The following is a 21,024-nucleotide window of genomic DNA, read 5'->3' on the forward strand; positions in this document are numbered from 1 at the left end:
ATATTTTTAGCATAAACTGATTTAAATGCTTCTAGGAAAGTAAGGGTGGTAATTATGGACGGAATCTTAAATGAGTTAGTAGCTTTAAATATCGGAAAGGTTAAGGAAAATGAACCATTAGCAAATCATACAACGATGAAAATTGGGGGTCCTGCAGACCTCTTTATTGAACCATCTTCGGTTGAAAATTTAAAAACCGTCATGAGTGTGATAGAAAAACATGGATTACCATGGCGTGCGATTGGCCGTGGGTCGAACCTGTTAGTGTCAGATAGGGGGATTGAAGGGGCTGTTATCAAGCTTAGTTCTGGAATGGATCACCTTGAGATTAACGATACAAGTATTACAGTTGGCGGTGGTCATTCACTTGTCAGTTTATCGACACTTATAAGCAAAAAGGGCCTCGCAGGACTGGAGTTTGCCAGTGGGATTCCTGGCTCAGTTGGTGGGGCTGTATATATGAACGCAGGTGCCCATGGTTCGGATATTAGTAAAATCTTAACCAAAGCACATATATTATTCGATGATGGAACATTGGAATGGCTCTCCAATCAAGAAATGGGGTTCTCCTATAGGACCTCTGTGCTTCAAAAAACTCGTCCTGGAATTGTGGTGGAAGCCGTTTTTGACCTTGTGAAAGGTGATCGAGCAGCGATTGTGGCGCAGATGCAAAAAAACAAAGATTATCGAAAAGAGACACAGCCATGGAATTTTCCTTGTGCTGGAAGTATTTTTAGAAATCCACTCCCGAATTACGCCGGGAAATTAATTGAAACCGCTGGGTTAAAGGGATTTAGTATTGGCGGTGCAAAGATTTCGGAAATGCATGGGAATTTTATTGTTAATGCTGGTGGTGCCACTGCAGAAAATGTGCTGGCATTAATTCAACATGTCAAGGATACCATCTTTAGCTTATATGAAGTAAAAATGGAAACTGAGGTTGAAATAATCGGTAGGAAGTAAGAATAATGGAAGGATTTATACTTAATTTCCAAAGAAATTATCCTTACTTTTCTTGTGAGAAATGTCGTCCGAATGACAAATATTGTGTTATAATTACTGATAATATTATAGGTGCAACCTCGAAAAAGTAAGAGACGGCATGGTTTTTCGTGCCGTTGTTTCTCTTTTCGAGGTAACACTATCGAATGTTGGACAGGCTTAGTCTACTTATGTTAGAGCAGCTGCTTTTTATGTGGAGGAATTTAAATGGAAAAAGGTAAAATTGTAGCTCTCGAGGACCGTATTCCTAAGCTAAAGGAGCAAAGACGACGAAAAGCAAACCGACGCCTTGTACTCCTGTTAATTCTGTTTTTTACAATGATAGTAGTTATCGCCTATTCACAATCACCCTTAAGCCATGTAAAGACGATAACGATAAAAGGAAATGGTGTGTATTCTGATACAGAATTGATCAGTCAGAGCGGCCTCTCGAATAATACGAATATTTGGAAAATAAAAAAGGATGAAACGGCATCGAGAATAAAACGTCTATCTGAGATAAAGACTGTTACCATCAAGACTCATTGGCCAAACACAGTGGTCATCCAAGTAAAAGAACATAAAAGAATTGCTTATCTTAAAAAAGCAAATAAGTTCTTACCAATTATGGAAAATGGGAAAATAGTGAACGAAAAAGCAGCAGAAAAAATTCCTGTAAATTCTCCAATTTTATTTGAGTTTAAAGAGGGGGCAGCCCTCAATAAAATGGTGAAAGAGTTAGAGAAACTTCCAAGTGAAATATCTAACTCTATCTCTGAAATCCATTATACTCCGAAAAAAACTGATCAATATCATATTTCCTTATTTATGAATGATGGATTTGAGGTTAGTGCCACATTAAGAACCTTCTCTGAAAAAATGGTACATTATCCATCAATTATCTCTCAAATTGATCCCAAGAAGAAGGGAATTATTGACCTAGAAGTAGGAACGTATTTTAAAGCCTTTGAAACCGAAGTGGAGGAAAAAGAAGTTGAGCAAGATAAGGGTGAAGGGTAAGCACGTTGTTTTGTCCCTGGTTTGTCTTGTTTTAGGATTTATGCTGGCCTTTTCCTATCATTTAACACAAATGGAATTGAATAAAGGGAAACCTAAAGTATCTGATAAACAGTGGGAACAGACCCTTGCACTACGAAACCAATTAATTGCTGAGGAAAAGAGCAATCGCGAATTGCAAAAGGAATTAAATCAAAAACAAGAGTTGGTCCTAAAAAATGAGAAAGACCTCTCGAAAGAAGCAGAGGTTTATGAGAATCTCGCTGAGGATGCTGAGAAATATCGGATGTTCTTGGGGAAGGTGAAGGTAAAGGGTAAAGGAGTAAAGATTACACTTACAGATGGTGCTTACGATCCGAAAGAGGATAATATTAATAATTATCTTGTTCATGAACACCATGTATTTAAAGTGGTTAATGAGCTTTATATTTCCGGGGCAGCAGCAGTTGCCATAAATGGACAAAGGCTGACTAGCCATTCTTATATTATTTGTAATGGACCTGTTATTACGGTTGATGGAGTCGAGCATCCAGCCCCCTTCATAATTTCAGCAATTGGTGATCCTGATGTCCTTTCATCTTCAATTAACTTAATCGGTGGGGTAAAAGATCAGTTAGTAAATGATAACATTGTTTTCACATTGGAAAGAGATGATGAAATGGTACTCGATCCAATCCTAGGTAGTTAGGTATGAAGTAATGTCCACGGCATGATAATTTAAAAGGTTAGGTGAAAAAAGTGGACAATAAAAAAGTCAATGTAAGTTTTACATTAATCGCAATCTTAGTGGGATTTATGATTGCGATCCAATTTCAAACAGTTAAAAAACCTGCTGAACGTGATACCCGTGATATTTGGCAACTTCGTGAAGCAATACTGAAAGAAAAGGAACTACAATCTAACTTACTAAGTGAAATTCGTTCAAATGAGGAAAAACTAGCAGCCTATGAATCTAAACGAAAACAAAGCAAGGAACAAGCCTTAAGTGATACATTAAAGGAATTAAAGCTTGAAGCTGGACTAACTGATATTACTGTTCCTGGTATTAAATTAAAGATTGAACCAGTAATCGAAGAAATAAAGACGGGTACTCCTGTTAATAGAGTTATTCCACCTGAACTTCTAACGAGATTACTAAACGAATTGAATATGTACGAAGCGAAATATGTAGCAATTGATGGAAAGAGAATTATTAATACCACTGTGATTCGCGACATCAATATGGAAACAAAAATTGACGGGCATACCATTGAAAGGCTGCCGATTGAAGTTGTTGTAGGTGTAGACAATAACTCTACAGCTGAAAAATTATATAATCGGATGAAAGTATCAAAAGCAACGGAAGAATTTTTTATTGAGAATCTAAGGCTTTCGATTTCAAAACCAATTCCGAACTTAACGGTACCAGCTTACGATGATTCCATACGCATCCGCTACATGGAACCGACAAAAGAAGGAGGCGATTCTTAATGTGGCTTCCATTCATAGGATTAATAATTGGGATTATTTTGGGACTACTAACAGAAATACGCATTCCTGAGGAATATTCCAATTATTTGTCGATTGCTGTCTTGGCAGCATTCGACACTCTTTTCGGTGGGATCAGGGCATACCTGCAAAATATATATGATGAAAAAGTGTTTGTATCAGGGTTTTTCTTTAATATTATACTTGCTGCAAGTTTAGCTTTTCTCGGTGTTAATCTTGGTGTAGACTTATATTTAGCAGCAGTTTTCGCGTTTGGTGTCAGATTGTTTCAGAATATTGCCGTAATAAGGCGAATATTATTGACAAAGTGGTCAACGAACAAAGAAAAAGTAGAAAAAAATTGAATTTTTTTAAAGGGAATCATTTAGTTGTGACGAATAATTTTATATGATATGAATATTGAACTTTTATTGGACAAAAAAAATATAGTTGTTGTTCAACTTAAGGAAATCTAAAGGAGGTGCCAAAGAATGAACAGCAATGAAATATATGTTAGTCTTGACATCGGTACATCCAGTGTAAAAGTAATCATTGGTGAAATGGTCAATGACTCGGGTAAAGACTCATTAAATATAATTGGTGTTGGAAATGTGAAATCTGAAGGATTACGCAAAGGTTCAATTGTTGATATGGACGACACCGTTCATTCGATTAGAAGGGCGATAGAGCAAGCAGAAAGAATGATTGGGATGGAAATCAGGGATGTGGTGGTTGGCATTTCAGGTAACAATGTCATGCTTCAACATTGTCATGGTATTGTTGCTGTTTCCAGCCAAAATAGAGAGATTACGAATGAAGATGTCATTCGTGTCATTGAAGCATCACACGTTGGTTCAATCCCGCCTGAAAGAGAAAACATCGGAGTTATTCGAAAACAATTTATCCTTGATGGTAAAGATGAAATTAACGACCCCCGCGGTATGATTGGGGTTCGTTTGGAAATGGACGGGACACTTATTACTGGTTCCAAATCGATAATCATTAATACCCTTCGATGTGTGGAACGTGCCGGACTCGAAATAGTGGATATTGTTCTACAGCCATTGGCAGCAGGTGATTATGCACTGTCAAAAGATGAGAAAAACCTCGGTGTTGCTCTTATCGATCTTGGTGGCGGCTCAACTACGATAGCTGTTTTTGAAGAAGGATTTATCACACAAACTAGTGTTATGCCTATTGGCGGAGACTATATCACAAAAGATATATCTGTAGGGTTACGGACTTCAACAGAAGATGCAGAAAAAATAAAAATAAAACATGGACATGCATTCTATGACGAAGCGTCAGAAGATGAAGTGTTCAGTGTTCCAATCATTGGCAGTGATCAACATCAACAATTTAATCAGCTGGAAATTTCGGATATTATTGAAGCTAGAATGGAAGAGATTTTTGAACTAGTATTGCATGAAATGAAACGCTTAGGATATAGTGACCTGCCAGGCGGTTATGTATTAACTGGAGGTATTGCAAATATGCAAGGTGTACTTGAACTTGCTCAGGTTATATTACAAAATAGAGTCCGCATTGCAGTGCCAGACTATATTGGTGTAAGGGAACCACAATATACTACAGCGGTTGGTTTAATTAAATATGCGTACAAGAATGCTAGATTACCAGGTGGACATGTTGGTTCTTCAACCATTTCTGAACCTGCCGAAAAGAGAGCACCTAAACAACAACAACAACCTAAACAACCAAAAGCAGAAAAACATCCGGAAGAAAAGATGTCATCAAAAGTAAAAAAATTCCTTGGTTACTTTTTCGAATAGGCTAATCGAAAAGGTACTGACGAATTAGGAGGATTGTCATGTTAGAATTTGATACAAATTTAGATTCTCTTGCTACTATAAAAGTAATCGGTGTCGGCGGCGGTGGCAATAACGCGGTCAATCGAATGATTGAACATGGCGTTCAGGGAGTAGAATTTATCGCTGTTAATACTGATGCTCAAGCACTAAATCTTTCAAAAGCAGAAGTAAAGATGCAAATTGGTGCTAAACTTACTCGTGGACTAGGAGCAGGTGCTAATCCAGACGTTGGAAAGAAAGCAGCCGAAGAAAGTAAAGAGCAATTGGAGGCAGCATTAAGTGGTGCGGACATGGTATTTGTTACTGCAGGAATGGGCGGAGGAACTGGTACTGGTGCAGCACCTGTTATTGCTCAAATTGCCCGTGACCTAGGTGCATTGACTGTTGGTGTAGTAACTCGTCCGTTCACATTTGAAGGAAAAAAACGCTCCGGACAAGCATCAGGTGGAATTGGTGCCATGAAGGATGCTGTTGATACACTTATTGTGATTCCTAATGACCGTCTCCTTGAAATTGTTGATAAAAGCACTCCAATGCTGGAAGCATTCCGTGAAGCAGATAATGTTCTTCGTCAGGGTGTACAAGGTATATCAGATTTAATTGCTGTACCAGGTCTTATTAACTTGGACTTTGCTGATGTTAAAACAATCATGTCTAATAAAGGGTCTGCTTTAATGGGTATTGGTGTTTCTGCTGGTGAAAATCGTGCCGCAGAGGCTGCTAAGAAAGCGATTAGTTCTCCATTATTAGAAACATCTATTGATGGAGCACAAGGTGTACTAATGAACATTACAGGCGGTACAAATTTAAGTCTTTATGAAGTTCAAGAAGCTGCTGATATCGTAGCAACCGCTTCTGATCAGGAAGTAAACATGATTTTTGGTTCTGTTATTAATGAGTCATTAAAAGATGAAATTATCGTTACTGTCATCGCTACTGGATTTAAAGAAGAAACCTTGCAGCCAAAAGCTACTCGTCCTACTTTTGGTCAGACTAAACCACAGATGAGTAATATTAAACGAGAACAGCCAAAACGCGAAGAGGTTCAGCAAGAGCCTGTCCGCCATACCCAAGTTTCCCAAGAGGAAACATTAGATATTCCAACCTTCTTACGGAACCGTAATCGAAGAAGGTAATTTAATAAATGAAATTCAAGAGACACGACCTGTTTTTGGTCGTGTCTTTTTTATTTAGGCTAATTTATATTGTGTTGATATAATTGGCACCTGTTGATTGGAGTGGAAGGCACGAGACTCCTGCGGGAGTACGGGACAGGGGAGACCCCGCAGGAGTGCAGCGACGAGGAGGCTCCCCGGCACGCCCGCGGAAAGCGAAGTGCCTGGAGCGGAAATCAACAGCCGTGTTTTATGTATGACAAAATCCATCTGACAAAATACGTTGTGAATAGTGGAAATTTTTGTTTATTTGATTACAGAAAGTGACACACTTCAGCCATGCAAGTACGATATACTTTTTCGTAAACAGAAAGGAAAAGCTGATAAATTTTTAGAGAGGAAGCTGGTAACTATTTATTTAGATGTGATCTGGGCTCTAAATTTTTTATTTGATAGTCTGCTTCTATATTTAACAGCTATTTTTCTAAAAAGAGAGATTAAAATAGGGAGACTAGCCGCTGGTGGATTTATTGGTTCAATGATAATTTTATTATCATTTACGCCATTAAATGTCTATACAAGCCATCCTATATCAAAATTCTTATGCTCAATCCTAATGGTGTTAATAACGTTTGGATTTAAGCGGATGACTTTTTTCTTTAAGGCATTAATGACACTTTATGTGTCCACCTTTTTAATCGGCGGGGCATTAATGGGGGCCCATTATTTTATCCAGTATGATTCTGAGTTAACAACCAAGGTCCTCGTTTCCAGCACAAAAGGGTTTGGCGATCCGATAAGTTGGATATTCGTTCTAATTGGATTTCCCTTCGCTTGGCACTTCTCAAGAAAAAATGTTGAAAGCATGGAGATGACAAAAATTCAATTTGATCAAATTGTTAAAGTCAGAGTCAATATAAATAACGAAACCCTTATCTTTAAAGGATTAGTGGATAGCGGGAATCAACTTTATGATCCATTGTCAAAGCAACCTGTGATGTTTGTCTCCATTAAAAACATTCAAGAAACGATCCCAGAATCAATCAAGAAACTTGCTGATGACCCAGAATTACTTATCAATGGCAGTGTAGACCTTCCAGCGGATTGGCAAAATAGGATCCGAATTGTTCCTACTCGCGTGATTGGACAAGAGCATCAACTAATAATTGCTGTAAAACCTGAAAGCATTTTTATTGAACATAAAGAAACTCAATATCTATGTGAAAAAGGTCTTGTTTCCTTTACAACAAAGCAACTCTCAAGCGAAGATGCATTTCAATGTATTGTTCATCCAAAGATGCTCACAGGTCCTAAGCAGCAAATAAAAACCATTAAGGTGAGTTAGTATTACTATACTCAGAAAAACATATTTTAGAAGGAGGAACACACATGAAAAAATGGAGGCTTCGCCTATCCTACTACTGGTATAAACTATTAATGAAATTGGGTTTAAAAACAGATGAAGTTTATTATATTGGTGGTAGTGAGGCCTTACCGCCTCCTTTAAGCAAAGATGAAGAAGAGATGCTGCTGAAAAAATTACCTGGTGGTGATAAAGCAGCAAGGTCAATATTAATTGAACGAAATCTTCGTCTTGTTGTTTACATTGCGAGAAAATTCGAGAATACCGGGATTAATATCGAAGACTTAATTAGTATTGGAACTATTGGATTAATTAAAGCTGTAAATACCTTTAATCCCGAGAAAAAAATAAAACTTGCTACATATGCCTCACGATGCATCGAAAATGAGATTCTCATGTACTTAAGGCGCAATAATAAAATCAGGTCAGAAGTATCCTTTGATGAACCCTTAAATATTGATTGGGATGGGAATGAACTATTATTATCTGACGTTCTAGGAACGGATGATGATATTATTACAAAAGATCTTGAAGCAAACGTGGACCGAAAGCTCCTGACAAAAGCACTTCATCAACTGACTGACCGTGAAAAACAAATTATGGAACTCCGGTTTGGTCTTACAAATGGAGAAGAAAAAACCCAAAAAGACGTAGCTGACATGCTGGGAATATCCCAATCTTATATTTCCCGTTTAGAAAAAAGAATTATAAAAAGGCTGCGAAAAGAATTTAATAAAATGGTGTAAAGAAGAAAAAATTTTTTCCATTAAAAAACCTATGATTTTCGTGACTTAATTGCATTTTTCGACAAATATGCACTTGTCCACCATCGTGGATAAGTGCATATTTTTCCTTCTCAAGGAGATACTGTTTTTTGTACAGCAACTCCTGTGAGGAGGGAAAAGGATTGACTCGAAATAAAGTTGAAATTTGCGGTGTGGACACAGCAAAACTTCCTGTCTTAAAAAACGAAGAAATGAGAATACTCTTCAAGCAAATGCAAGAGGGCGATATTTATGCCAGAGAAAAGCTAGTCAACGGTAATTTACGACTCGTATTAAGTGTCATTCAACGTTTTAACAATAGAGGCGAGTTTGTTGACGACTTGTTTCAAGTTGGCTGTATTGGGCTGATGAAATCTATCGATAACTTTGATTTGGGCCAAAACGTAAAGTTTTCAACCTATGCGGTTCCAATGATTATTGGTGAAATTCGAAGGTACTTGCGTGATAATAATCCAATTCGCGTTTCTAGATCCTTGAGGGATATTGCATATAAAGCCCTTCAGGTAAGAGAGCGATTGATGAGCGAAACTTCAAGGGAACCAACCGCGGAAGAAATTGCGAAGGTCTTAGAAGTTCCACATGAAGAAATCGTTTTCGCCCTTGATGCCATTCAGGACCCAGTGTCCCTTTTCGAGCCAATTTATAATGATGGCGGCGATCCAATTTATGTGATGGACCAATTAAGCGATGAAAAAAATAAAGATATCCATTGGATTGAAGAAATTGCATTAAAAGAAGGAATGCGCAGGCTAAACGATCGCGAAAAGTTAATTTTACGGAAACGATTCTTTCAAGGTAAAACACAAATGGAGGTCGCAGATGAAATTGGGATTTCCCAAGCACAAGTTTCTCGGTTAGAAAAAGCTGCGATAAGACAAATGAATAAAAATATCCAAAGTTAGGCTGTCCTTAGGGCAGCTTTATTTTTATTCCTTTTACTAAAGGTTATTTTCGCAAAGAATATTGTTTTTTGTATTAGTTCATCTACACGCAAAACAATTGGGTTCGTGGCATCTTTTCGTAAAAACTTTTGCGAAAATTGCTTACAAACTTAAGTTTTTGGCCCGTATTAAGTTCCAAAAGCAACAAAGTTTACGAAAAGAGCCTTACTAAAAGTCTTAGAGTAAACATATATTTTATAGAAATAAAACCGGGAGTGAGAAAAAATGGTAAAAATTTCTGAGTTCCAAATAAAAGATGTGGTTAATGTAGCAGATGGAAAAAGGCTTGGAAATATTGGTGATATTGAGATAAATTTAACAACAGGAAAGATTGAAGCAGTCGTCATTAGCGGCAGTGGAAGAGTGCTTGGCTTTTTTGGTAAAGATGACGATGTGGTTATTCCTTGGAAGAATATTTTAAAAATAGGTCAAGATGTTATTTTGGTCAGATATAAAGGCAGTACAGAAAATCTAACGGAAGAAGCAGAAGTTTAACTATTTTATTTGCGGTGACCAATTTTTCTTTTCATGGTAAACTATAGAAAAAACATTAGAGGTATGAAAATGGAACCCTTTGTTTTAAAAAATCAATCCTTTTTAACTATTGAAAACTGGGTAAGCAAATATCCATGTTTAGTTGCGGGAATAACAACTAATAATGGCGGAGTAAGCAAAGGGGTTTACGAATCCCTTAACCTTGGTTTTCACGTTGGTGATAATCAAAGCGATGTTTGTTCTAACCGAGAAAAAGTTTCAGACTTACTCACATTTCCGCTAAAGACTTGGGTCGGAGCAGAACAAACACATGGGATTCATCTTAAAAAAATTTCTAAACATGACCGTGGCAAAGGCTCAAATTCCTATGAAAATGCTATTAAAGATACAGATGGTTTTTATACGAATGAGGAGGGAGTCTTGTTAACACTATGCTATGCCGACTGTGTCCCTCTTTTTTTTATTGCACCTGAATCAAAGATGATAGGAGTTGCCCATGCTGGCTGGAAAGGGACTGTAGGCCAAATTGCAAAGGAAATGATCATTGCGTGGAAAAGAGAAGGAATTAACCCAGAACAGATTCTAGTTACAATTGGCCCATCCATTTGTGAAAAATGTTATATTGTTGACAAGTATGTTATAAACTTGGTCGAAAATACACTAGAAGATGTCGAAATTTTACCCTATAATTTAATTAAAGACGGCCAATATTCCTTAGATTTACGAGAAGTAAATAGACAAATACTAATGAAGTCTGGTGTACCGGATACGAATATCCAGTTGACTAACTTTTGTTCTAGTTGTGATAAAGAGTTTTTTTCCCACCGCCGTGACCAAGGGAAAACAGGAAGAATGTTAACTTTTATGGGCTGGAAGGAGAAAATGTAAAGTTTATGAGGGTAGCAGAAAAATACGAGATAATAAAACAACAAATCAATGAGGCCTGCCTTCGGGTCAAGCGAAACCCTGAAGAAGTCAGGGTGATAGCGGTTACGAAATATGTTAGTACTGAGAGAGCAAATGAAGCACTACAAGCAGGTATTATAAATTTAGGCGAGAATCGGGATGAGGGACTCCTTCGTAAGTGGGAAGAACTCAAGGACAAGCCTGTATGGCATTATATCGGTTCACTTCAGACACGAAAAGTAAAAAATATCGTTAATATTGTTGAGTATATACATTCTTTGGACAGAATTTCTCTTGCAGAAGAAATTAATAAACGAGCAGAACATAAGGTAAAATGCTTGGTGCAAGTTAATGTCTCTGGAGAAGAATCAAAGCATGGCTTACCTGCAGAAGAAGTGCTGACTTTTATTGAATCACTTCGTAACTTTGAACATATCAGTGTTGAAGGTTTAATGACAATGGCTCCACTTACTGATAATGAATCTCAAATACGTGAATGTTTTCGTAAATTAAGAGAACTTCGTAAACAAGTCCAAGCCTTAAATTTAGATTATGCTCCTTGCACAGAACTTTCGATGGGCATGTCCAATGATTTTGAAATTGCTATTGAAGAAGGGGCTACAATGGTAAGAATAGGCACTGCGCTTGTTGGTGAAGATGGTTAGGAGAGAAAATCATGACGATTAAATCGAAATTAAAAACATTTTTCTTTTTGGATGATGAATATGATGATAACAAAGTTGATTATCCAGAAGTAGTTGAACCACTTCCAGTAAAACAAAAGCAACAACCTGTGGTAAAGAACCAAAACGTTGTCAACTTGCAAACCGTGCAAAAATCGGCTAATTCTACAAAATCATCCAAAGTAATTTTAGTTGAACCACGTTCTTATTCTGAGTCAACTGAAATTGCAGACCATTTAAAAAACCGCCGCGCAGTTGTCGTGAACCTGCAGCGAATTGACAGTGACCAAGGCAGACAAATTGTCGATTTTCTAAGTGGTGCTGTTTATGCAATTGGTGGAGACATTCAAAAGATTGGTTTCAGTATATTCTTATGTACACCTGATAATGTTGAGGTTTCAGGAAATATATCAGAACTTATTCCTGACTTTGAAAATCAAAATACGAGGTGGTAATGCTTAATGGCACTTGTTTTTAGTTTATTACAGAAGCTAATACAACTTTATTCGTATGCCTTAATTATATATATTTTAATGTCTTGGTTTCCAAACGCTAGAGGGTCATCTATCGGACAATTTTTTGCGAAAATTTGTGAACCATATTTAGAGCCATTTAGACGAATCATTCCACCAATTGGTATGATGGACATCTCTCCAATCGTTGCCTTTCTTGTACTTAACTTTGCGCAAAATGGATTATCAAGTGTCTATCGTTTTCTTGTTTCTTAAGAATATTGAATCTAGGTTGTGTTTTGAAAAATGAATATCTATCAGCACTTTCGTCCAGAAGAACGAGAATTTATTGATCAGGTGTTAAATTGGAAGAATTATGTTGACACACAATATACTCCTAAATTAACCGATTTCCTTGATCCAAGAGAACAACATATACTAAAAATGTTAATTGGTGAACATGGTGAGGTAAAGTATAAACTTTTTGGCGGCAGCACAGATGTAGAAAGAAAAAGAGCCCTAATTTTTCCTGATTATCTAACATCGATTAATAATGATGAATTTCAAATAAGCCTTTTCGACATTCACTATCCAACCAAGTTTGTTACGATCGAGCATCGACAGGTTTTGGGAACACTTATGTCCCTAGGTCTGAAGCGGGGAAAGTTTGGGGATATCCTCAATATAGATGGGAAATGCCAATTTTTTGCCGCAAAGGATATAAGCGATTATATCCTAAACAATGTTGAAACAATTGGCAGGGCAGGCGTAAAACTAACTGAAACGAATATAGAAAATGCACTTCCCACCAATGAAAAATTGGTGGAAAGTGACTTAACGATATCTTCTCTGCGTCTTGATACGGTTATCTCAGGAATTTATCATTTGTCACGGCAAAAATCACAACTTCTTATTCAACAAGGACTCGTGAAGGTGAATTGGACAATAATTGAAAATCCTTCATTTGAATGTGGTGTGGGTGACATGATTTCAGTTAGGGGAAGTGGCCGAGCAAAGATTTTTGCTATTCAAGGGAAAACGAAAAAAGAAAAATGGCGACTAAATGTCGGAAAACAAAAATAACTATATAAATAAAGAAGGAAATTCGATGAATGATGTCGAATTCTTGCATATACATATAGAATTAGAGATTGTATGGAGGTGGCATCATGCCGTTAACACCGTTGGATATTCACAATAAGGAGTTTAATAAGGGTTTTAGAGGATATGATGAGGATGAGGTCAACGAGTTTCTCGATCAGGTGATCAAGGATTATGAATTAGTACTTAGAGAGAAAAAAGAATTAGAAGAACGCTTGAACGATATGAACGAGCGTCTTGGTCACTTTGTTACGATTGAAGAAACTCTAAATAAATCTATCATCATTGCTCAAGAAGCGGGTGAGGATGTTAAACGAAATGCTCAAAAGGAAGCAAAGTTGATTATTAAAGAAGCGGAGAAAAATGCGGATCGGATTGTCAATGAATCACTATCAAAAGCAAGGAAGATTGCTCTTGAAATCGAGGATTTAAAAAAGCAGTCTAAAGTATTCCGGACACGTTTTAAGATGTTGATTGAGGCTCAGCTTGATATGTTGAATACCGATGATTGGGATCACTTATTAGAATATGAGGTAGATGCAACGGAACTAAAAGTTCATGAAGAAGAAGATTCATTAGCTTGACGAAAAGCATTTTTATAGCATATAATTTCTTAACAGTTATAAAGAATGGTCAATGACGATGATAGGGACAGTATAATTTTTCTAGGACTTTTTTAGCGAGCCAGGGGCGGTGTAAGCCTGGTAAAGTTGAAAAATTGAAGATCACCCTTGAGTTCCATAGCCCAACCTCCTTATTTAAGGATAGTAGGCTTAGGCGTGTTATTCACGTTACGAATGCTAAAGAGGATAGCCAATTTAATTCGAGCTATCTATCAGGGTGGTACCGCGGGAATAAAACCTTCTCGTCCCTATTTTGGGATGAGAGGGTTTTTTTATTTGTCTATTGGCTATTCTTGTTATATGAAGAGGATTACAGGAGGAAGAAAAAATGGAGTATAAAAATACGTTATTAATGCCACAAACTGAATTTCCGATGCGTGGCAATCTTCCACAAAGAGAGCCTGAGATTCAGGCAAAATGGGAAGAGTTAAATATTTACAAAAAAGTTCAAGAACGAACTAAAGGACGTCCGATGTTTGTATTGCATGATGGTCCTCCATATGCCAATGGTGACATCCATATGGGGCATGCCCTTAATAAAATTTTAAAAGATATGATTGTCCGCTATAAGTCAATGAGCGGTTTCCATGCACCATACGTACCAGGCTGGGATACACATGGCCTTCCAATTGAGCAAGCGTTAACGAATAAAGGTGTAAAACGTAAAGAAATGACGGTCGCAGAATTCCGTCAACTTTGTACAAAGTATGCTCTCGAACAAATTGATAATCAGCGTGAACAATTTAAACGACTTGGTGTGCGCGGTGACTGGGAAAACCCTTATATTACCCTAAAACCAGCCTATGAAGCACAGCAGATTAAAGTCTTCGGTGAAATGGCTAAGAAAGGTTATATTTATAAAGGACTCAAGCCTGTCTATTGGTCACCATCCAGTGAATCTGCACTTGCTGAAGCTGAGATTGAATACCAAGACAAAAAATCCGCATCCATTTATGTGGGCTTTAAGGTGAAAGATGGAAAAGATGTACTAGATACAGACACCCAAATTATTATCTGGACAACAACTCCTTGGACAATTCCGGCGAACTTAGGTATTTCTGTTCATCCGGATCTAACATATGTTGTAGTTGCGGCAAATGGGAACAAATATCTAGTTGCTGAGGCTCTTTTGGAATCAGTTTCGAAGGAAATTGGCTGGGAAGAAGTAACAGTTGTTAAAAAGGTAAAAGGAAATGATTTAGAAAATATTTTAGCTGTTCATCCTCTTTATGGCCGCGATTCATTGGTAATGTTAGGAGAACATGTAACAACAGATGCAGGTACTGGCTGTGTTCATACAGCACCTGGTCACGGGGAAGATGACTTTTATGTAGGCCAAAAATATGGTTTAGATGTCCTATGCCCTGTCGATGATAAAGGTGTGATGACCAGTGAGGCGCCAGGTTTTGAAGGATTATTTTACGATAAAGCAAATAAACCAATCACACAAGCATTAGAAAATGCAGGTGCATTGCTTAAACTTTCTTTTATTACCCATTCTTATCCACACGATTGGAGAACGAAAAAACCGGTAATCTACCGAGCGACAGCACAATGGTTTGCATCTATTAAAGATTTCCGAAATGAGTTACTAGATGCAGTAAAGGAAACAAAATGGATTCCTGCTTGGGGTGAAACCCGTTTATTTAATATGGTTCGTGACCGAGGGGACTGGTGTATTTCTCGTCAACGTGTCTGGGGAGTACCAATTCCTGTTTTCTACGCAGAAACTGGCGAAGAAATCATTACAGATGAAACGATTAATCATGTTTCAGATTTATTCCGTGAATTTGGTTCAAATGTATGGTTTGAGCGTGAGGCAAAAGAATTACTACCTGCTGGCTTTACTCATCCAGGAAGTCCAAACGGTATTTTTACTAAAGAAACAGATATCATGGATGTATGGTTTGATTCAGGATCTTCCCATCAAGCTGTTTTACTTGAAAGAGATGATTTAGTTCGACCAGCTGATCTTTATCTTGAAGGCTCGGACCAGTATCGCGGCTGGTTTAACTCGTCATTATCTACTGCTGTAGCCGTGACAGGTGAAGCACCATACAAAGGAGTATTAAGCCACGGATTTGCCCTTGATGGTGAAGGCAGGAAGATGAGTAAGTCCATCGGTAATGTCGTTATCCCTGCAAAAGTAATGAACCAGTTAGGTGCAGATATTTTACGCCTTTGGGTTGCTTCAGTTGATTATCAAGCAGATGTTCGTGTTTCAGATGCAATCTTAAAGCAGGTCGCAGAGGTTTATCGTAAAATTCGTAACACCTTCCGTTTCTTATTAGGAAATTTAGCTGATTTTACTCCAGCAGATAAAGTGGCATATGAAAATCTGCGCGAAGTCGACCAATTTATGCTGGTTAAATTAAATAATTTGATTAAAAATGTTCGCAATGCCTATGAAAACTATGAATTCGCTGGCATCTATCACGCGATTAATAATTTCTGCACCCTTGATTTAAGTTCATTTTATTTGGATTTTGCTAAAGATGTCCTTTATATTGAAGCTACAAATAATCATGAGCGACGTGCTATTCAGACAGTGTTATATGAATCGCTGCTTGCTTTAACAAAATTAGTTTCACCTATCCTTTCACACACTGCTGATGAAGTGTGGAAGTTTATCCCAGCGGTAACAGAAGAGAGTGTCCAGTTAACTGACCTTCCTGAATATCAGGAATTAAAAAATGCTCAAGGTTTAGAGGAAAAGTGGACTGAATTCATGAAACTTCGGGATGATGTATTAAAGGCTCTTGAGGAAGCACGTAATCAAAAAGTGATTGGGAAGTCGTTAACTGCAAAGGTTACTCTTTATGTCAATGAAAAATCAAAAGCTTTATTAGACTCGATTGAAGAAAATATGAAACAACTCTTTATTATCTCAGGCTTTGAAGTGGCAGGTGCCTACGAGGATGCACCTGAAAATGCAGTTAAATTAGAAACTGCAGCCATTGTTATAACAAAGGCTGAGGGTGAAACATGTGAGCGTTGCTGGATTGTAACACCAGAAGTAGGTCAAGATCCAGAACACCCAACACTTTGCCCGCGTTGTGCTGAAGTAGTAAAAGCTAACTATACTCATAATTAATTATGATAGCTCTGTGCAATTGCACAGGGCTTTTAAATTTTTCCTTCTCCGTTAATTGTTGTTGTAGTTGTCAAATGTTTTTCCGAGTCGGTTATTGGATGGCGGAAATAATAAGACAAATGAAACACGGAGGTAACAACTATGAATGCCACGCAGGAACAGCTGTTTTTGGAACTCCGTCAAACGAAAGAAGAAATTGAATATTCCTTAAGGAACAAACCGAAGCAGGACTGGTTTACATCCGTTTTAGAAGAGGAATTATCAGATATTAATGCAGCAATTCAAAAGCTTAAAAATGGAAATTTTGGGCAATGTGAAATTTCTGGAGAATTTTTGCCTAATGAATTATTAAAGATCATTCCTACAATAAAGTCAGTAAAGGATTCAGAGTATTTAATGCATTATTACAAAAAACCGATTTACTGATCATTTTCATAAAGTTACATTTTCGTTTAGCGAAAAAGTATGCTAAAATGCTTAAGAAGTATGATAAGCGAAAGCGTCTAGACATGATGAGTCTAGTTGATGTGGAGGTATTTCTTAGTGTTTTATTACTTAATCGCTCTTTTTGTTATTTTATTAGATCAAATTACGAAATGGCTAATTGTAAGCAAGATGTATCTAGGGGAGAGTATACCTATCATTGATAATATTTTCTATATTACTTCTCATCGCAATCGTGGAGCAGCGTGGGGAATATTACAAGGACAAATGTGGCTCTTCTATGTTATTACCATTGTTGTAATCATCGCAATTATGTATTATCTATACAAAGCTGCAAAGGGTAAATGGATACTAGGTGTATCTTTAGCATTGATGCTTGGAGGAGCGATCGGAAACTTTATTGACCGTGTCATTCGCAAGGAAGTTGTTGATTTCATTCATACGTATGTTTTTGGCTATAATTTCCCTGTCTTTAACATCGCAGATTCAGCTTTAGTGATCGGTGTCATCTTGTTAATGATTCAAATGGTACTAGAAGAGAGAGAAACAAAGGAGAAATCATATGGAGAAAATGGAACACATCATTCTTGAGGAGCAAAAAGGGGATCGGATTGATAAGGTGATCTCTGGTCTTGATGAAGAATGGTCAAGAACTCAAGTACAGCAATGGATTAAAGAAGGCAATATAACGGTGAATGGACAACAGATTAAAACAAATTATAAATGTAACGTGGACGACCAAATAGAAATTACGATTCCGGCCCCCGAAGAGTTGAATGTGGTCCCAGAAGATCTTAATTTAGAAATTTACTATGAAGACAGTGATGTTTTGGTGGTAAATAAACCGAGGGGTATGGTTGTTCATCCAGCGCCTGGCCATATGTCTGGAACATTAGTCAATGGATTAATGTTTCATTGTAAGGATTTATCAGGGATTAACGGTGTGTTAAGACCAGGGATTGTTCATCGGATTGATAAGGATACATCCGGACTATTAATGGTGGCTAAAAATGATTTGGCTCACGAAAGTCTTGTCAATCAGTTAGTGGCCAAATCAGTTACCCGTAAATATAAAGCGATTGTTCATGGAGTCATTCCCCATGACTTTGGAACTGTTGATGCTCCACTTGGCAGAGATACAAAAGACCGACAAAGCATGACAGTTGTTGACCATGGCAAACATGCGGTCACACATTTCCATGTGCTTGAACGCTTTAAGGATTTTACATTTGTGGAATGTCAATTAGAAACAGGTAGAACACACCAAATACGTGTTCATATGAAATACATTGGATACCCTCTCGCTGGAGATCCGAAATATGGACCTAAAAAGACGCTCGATATTAACGGACAAGCATTACATGCAGGTGTGCTTGGTTTTAACCACCCGAGAACAGGCGAATATTTAGAATTTGAAGCGCCACTTCCAGAAGATATCGAGATATTACTCAATCAGCTTCGAAATAATCGTTGACACAGTCGTTAATTTGAAGTAAGATGATTTTAGCTTAATAAGCCTTTAAAACAGTCCCGTGAGGCTGAGAAGGAAACGGTTAAGATAATGGGGGTAACTATACCCATATCTGTAAATTAACTAGTTAACCTCTCGCCAAAATTGGGTGAGAGGTTTTTTATTTTTACAAAAGAAGAAGGTGTAGTATGAACCAAAAAGCTGTTGTCCTGGATGAACAAGCCATTAGCAGAGCTCTGACTAGAATTGCCCACCAAATTATTGAAAAAAACAAAGGTATAGATGATAGTATTTTGGTAGGCATTCGAACGAGGGGCATTTATTTGGCCAATCGACTTGCAGCCAAAATTGAGGAGATTGAGGGAAAAGCAATTGCTGTTGGTGAGTTAGATATTACCCTTTATCGAGATGATTTAACAAAGAAAACAGATAATCAAGAACCACTGGTTAAAGGATCGGATATTCCGGTGGGGATAAATAATAAAAAAGTGATACTTGTTGATGATGTTTTATATACAGGGAGGACAGTCCGAGCTGGACTAGATGCCTTAATGGATATAGGAAGACCTTCAGTCATTCAACTTGCAGTCTTAGTAGACAGAGGGCACCGGGAACTTCCGGTCAGAGCAGATTATGTTGGGAAAAATATTCCAACCTCAAGCGAAGAAAAAATAGTTGTTGAACTAGTTGAAGTGGATCAGGTGGATCAAGTCAGTATTTTTGAAAAATAAATAGCAACCCTTTTAAAAGTAGTCCTGTGAGGCTGACAAAGGGGAATATGCCGGAAGATCTTTATTTAGGCATGTCCATACCCTCTTTGTACCTTTACGGACAAAGAGGTTTTTTTTATGAAAAAAATAAGATACTAAAGAAAAGCAATATACAAAACGGGGGAAATCACAGTGAACAATAAACCTATCCTAGACGTAAAAGAGATTCCTAAACCCTTTCAATGGATAACATTAAGTTTACAGCACTTATTCGCCATGTTTGGAGCCACAATATTGGTACCTTACCTTGTTGGATTAAGCCCGGCGATTGCACTTATATCAAGTGGACTTGGAACATTAGCGTTTCTATTAATAACTAAATTCCAAGTTCCAGCTTACTTAGGCTCATCCTTTGCCTTTATCGCACCTGTAATTGCCGCTAAAGCAGCAGGGGGGCCTGGCGGTGCCATGGTCGGTACTTTCCTTGCAGGACTTGTTTACGGACTGGTTGCACTTATCATCAGCAAGGCTGGTCATCGCTGGATCATGAATCTTCTCCCGCCAATTGTTGTCGGACCCGTTATTATTGTCATCGGATTAGCCCTATCCGGAACTGCTGTGAATATGGCGATGAATAATCCCGTGAGTGGTAAATACAGCATGCTTCATTTCTCTGTAGCCCTTGTCACGCTATCAGCAACAATTATCTTTTCGATATATGCAAAAAAAATGTTAAGTATGATCCCTATCTTAGCGGGGATTATTGTCGGATATATCTACGCTCTAGTGGTTGGAGTGATCGATTTTAAACCAGTATTAGAAGCTAAGTGGTTTGAAATGCCTGAATTTATCATTCCGTTTGTAAGCTATAAAGTAAAATTCACTTGGGATTTAGTCTTGTTAATGGTACCAGTAGCGATTGTTACACTATCAGAGCACATCGGACACCAGTTGGTGCTAAGTAAGGTAGTCGGCAGAGATTATATTAAAGAACCTGGATTACATCGCTCGATCCTTGGGGATGGAACAGCAACGATGATTTCCGCTCTGATTGGCGGCCCGCCAAAAACAACATATGGTGAAAATATCGGCGTCCTTGCAATTACTCGAATTTACAGTGTGTATGTCATCGCTGGTGCTGCAATATTCGCCATCATCTTTGGCTTTATTGGAAAAATAACTGCTTTAATCAGCACCATTCCAACACCGGTTATGGGAGGCGTTTCGATCCTGCTTTTTGGAATCATTGCTTCTTCTGGATTACGAATGCTGGTGGATAGCAAAATTGATTTTGGTAACAAGCGAAACCTTGTCATTTCATCCGTCATATTGGTAGTTGGCATCGGTGGAGCAGTGATAAAAGTGTCAGAATCATTACAAATTCAGGGGATGGCTCTAGCAGCCATTTGTGGGGTATTGTTAAACCTTATCCTTCCAGGCAGAGAAACAGCAAATGAAAATATGCTTGAAGAAATTGAATTCACTGATAAGCGGAAAACTGCATAATTAAGTTTCAACTCTTTAAAGAAATCCAGAGAGGTTTAAAA

The 21,024-nt window shown here is 37.7% G+C and carries 24 protein-coding genes and 1 other annotated feature; all 24 genes read left to right on the plus strand.

All coding sequences use genetic code 11. From position 1 onward, the window contains the following. Positions 1-54 precede the first annotated feature (54 nt). The 24 genes from murB (at position 55) to FS608_RS08470 (ending at position 20,983) form a co-directional block, all read left to right on the plus strand. A complete protein-coding gene (murB, locus tag FS608_RS08360) occupies positions 55-963 on the plus strand; it encodes a UDP-N-acetylmuramate dehydrogenase (protein ID WP_144548897.1) in 909 nt (302 codons plus the stop codon). A gap of 246 nt (positions 964-1,209) precedes the next feature. After that, entirely contained in the window at positions 1,210-2,001 is a 792-nt protein-coding gene (locus FS608_RS08365) for a cell division protein FtsQ/DivIB (RefSeq protein WP_144548899.1), read from the plus strand. Beyond that, a complete protein-coding gene (locus tag FS608_RS08370; RefSeq protein ID WP_260871626.1) occupies positions 1,976-2,686 on the plus strand; it encodes a DUF881 domain-containing protein in 711 nt (236 codons plus the stop codon). Before FS608_RS08365 ends, FS608_RS08370 begins: the two co-directional genes overlap by 26 nt. 50 nt (positions 2,687-2,736) lie before the next feature. Continuing rightward, positions 2,737-3,468, plus strand: a complete 732-nt coding sequence (locus FS608_RS08375) for a DUF881 domain-containing protein (RefSeq protein WP_144549396.1) — start codon at positions 2,737-2,739, stop codon at positions 3,466-3,468. Further along, a complete protein-coding gene (locus tag FS608_RS08380; protein WP_026566380.1) occupies positions 3,468-3,830 on the plus strand; it encodes a small basic family protein in 363 nt (120 codons plus the stop codon). Before FS608_RS08375 ends, FS608_RS08380 begins: the two co-directional genes overlap by 1 nt. Before the next feature lie 126 nt (positions 3,831-3,956). Next, a complete protein-coding gene (gene ftsA / locus FS608_RS08385; protein WP_144548901.1) occupies positions 3,957-5,255 on the plus strand; it encodes a cell division protein FtsA in 1,299 nt (432 codons plus the stop codon). Positions 5,256-5,293: 38 nt separating this feature from the next. Continuing rightward, entirely contained in the window at positions 5,294-6,430 is a 1,137-nt protein-coding gene (gene ftsZ / locus FS608_RS08390) for a cell division protein FtsZ (RefSeq protein WP_144548903.1), read from the plus strand. Between the two features lie 83 nt (positions 6,431-6,513). Further along, positions 6,514-6,669 (plus strand): hypothetical protein, encoded by a 156-nt coding sequence (locus tag FS608_RS30735; RefSeq protein ID WP_222127324.1) that lies wholly within the window; start codon positions 6,514-6,516, stop codon positions 6,667-6,669. A 50-nt stretch (positions 6,670-6,719) separates the two neighbouring features. Continuing rightward, on the plus strand, positions 6,720-7,754 hold the full coding sequence (spoIIGA, locus tag FS608_RS08395; protein WP_313958703.1) for a sigma-E processing peptidase SpoIIGA: 1,035 nt from the start codon (positions 6,720-6,722) through the stop codon (positions 7,752-7,754). A 44-nt stretch (positions 7,755-7,798) separates the two neighbouring features. Beyond that, positions 7,799-8,518 (plus strand): RNA polymerase sporulation sigma factor SigE, encoded by a 720-nt coding sequence (gene sigE, locus FS608_RS08400; protein ID WP_026566384.1) that lies wholly within the window; start codon positions 7,799-7,801, stop codon positions 8,516-8,518. A gap of 161 nt (positions 8,519-8,679) precedes the next feature. After that, on the plus strand, positions 8,680-9,459 hold the full coding sequence (gene sigG, locus FS608_RS08405) for an RNA polymerase sporulation sigma factor SigG (protein WP_026566385.1): 780 nt from the start codon (positions 8,680-8,682) through the stop codon (positions 9,457-9,459). Between the two features lie 264 nt (positions 9,460-9,723). Further along, the gene (locus tag FS608_RS08410; RefSeq protein WP_144548905.1) at positions 9,724-9,993 is read left to right on the plus strand and encodes a YlmC/YmxH family sporulation protein; all 270 of its coding nucleotides are present in this window, start codon (positions 9,724-9,726) and stop codon (positions 9,991-9,993) included. A gap of 69 nt (positions 9,994-10,062) precedes the next feature. Then, on the plus strand, positions 10,063-10,881 hold the full coding sequence (pgeF, locus tag FS608_RS08415) for a peptidoglycan editing factor PgeF (protein WP_144549400.1): 819 nt from the start codon (positions 10,063-10,065) through the stop codon (positions 10,879-10,881). 5 nt (positions 10,882-10,886) lie between these two features. Continuing rightward, positions 10,887-11,564 carry a YggS family pyridoxal phosphate-dependent enzyme gene (locus FS608_RS08420; protein ID WP_144548907.1) on the plus strand — a complete coding sequence of 226 codons (678 nt, stop codon included), beginning with the start codon at positions 10,887-10,889 and terminating at the stop codon, positions 11,562-11,564. Between the two features lie 11 nt (positions 11,565-11,575). Next, positions 11,576-12,037 (plus strand): cell division protein SepF, encoded by a 462-nt coding sequence (locus FS608_RS08425; protein ID WP_144548910.1) that lies wholly within the window; start codon positions 11,576-11,578, stop codon positions 12,035-12,037. Between the two features lie 6 nt (positions 12,038-12,043). After that, positions 12,044-12,310 (plus strand): YggT family protein, encoded by a 267-nt coding sequence (locus FS608_RS08430; RefSeq protein ID WP_144548912.1) that lies wholly within the window; start codon positions 12,044-12,046, stop codon positions 12,308-12,310. 30 nt (positions 12,311-12,340) lie between these two features. Next, positions 12,341-13,117, plus strand: coding sequence for a YlmH family RNA-binding protein (locus FS608_RS08435; RefSeq protein WP_144548914.1), 777 nt, complete (start codon positions 12,341-12,343; stop codon positions 13,115-13,117). Between the two features lie 86 nt (positions 13,118-13,203). Then, complete coding sequence (locus tag FS608_RS08440) at positions 13,204-13,719, plus strand: DivIVA domain-containing protein (protein ID WP_026566392.1); 516 nt, start codon at positions 13,204-13,206, stop codon at positions 13,717-13,719. A gap of 49 nt (positions 13,720-13,768) precedes the next feature. Then, positions 13,769-14,011: a binding site (T-box leader), on the plus strand. 75 nt (positions 14,012-14,086) lie between these two features. Then, the gene (gene ileS, locus FS608_RS08445) at positions 14,087-16,852 is read left to right on the plus strand and encodes an isoleucine--tRNA ligase (protein ID WP_144548916.1); all 2,766 of its coding nucleotides are present in this window, start codon (positions 14,087-14,089) and stop codon (positions 16,850-16,852) included. A gap of 141 nt (positions 16,853-16,993) precedes the next feature. Continuing rightward, positions 16,994-17,278: a hypothetical protein gene (locus FS608_RS08450; RefSeq protein WP_144548918.1), complete on the plus strand. Its 285-nt coding sequence runs from the start codon at positions 16,994-16,996 to the stop codon at positions 17,276-17,278. Between the two features lie 99 nt (positions 17,279-17,377). Then, a complete protein-coding gene (gene lspA / locus FS608_RS08455) occupies positions 17,378-17,887 on the plus strand; it encodes a signal peptidase II (protein WP_313958704.1) in 510 nt (169 codons plus the stop codon). Next, a complete protein-coding gene (locus FS608_RS08460) occupies positions 17,859-18,770 on the plus strand; it encodes an RluA family pseudouridine synthase (protein WP_144548923.1) in 912 nt (303 codons plus the stop codon). Before lspA ends, FS608_RS08460 begins: the two co-directional genes overlap by 29 nt. 185 nt (positions 18,771-18,955) lie before the next feature. Beyond that, complete coding sequence (gene pyrR / locus FS608_RS08465) at positions 18,956-19,498, plus strand: bifunctional pyr operon transcriptional regulator/uracil phosphoribosyltransferase PyrR (RefSeq protein ID WP_144548925.1); 543 nt, start codon at positions 18,956-18,958, stop codon at positions 19,496-19,498. A gap of 171 nt (positions 19,499-19,669) precedes the next feature. Further along, positions 19,670-20,983 carry a solute carrier family 23 protein gene (locus tag FS608_RS08470; protein ID WP_144548927.1) on the plus strand — a complete coding sequence of 438 codons (1,314 nt, stop codon included), beginning with the start codon at positions 19,670-19,672 and terminating at the stop codon, positions 20,981-20,983. Positions 20,984-21,024: the final 41 nt, after the last annotated feature.

The organism is Bacillus sp. X1(2014) (genome assembly GCF_007678255.1).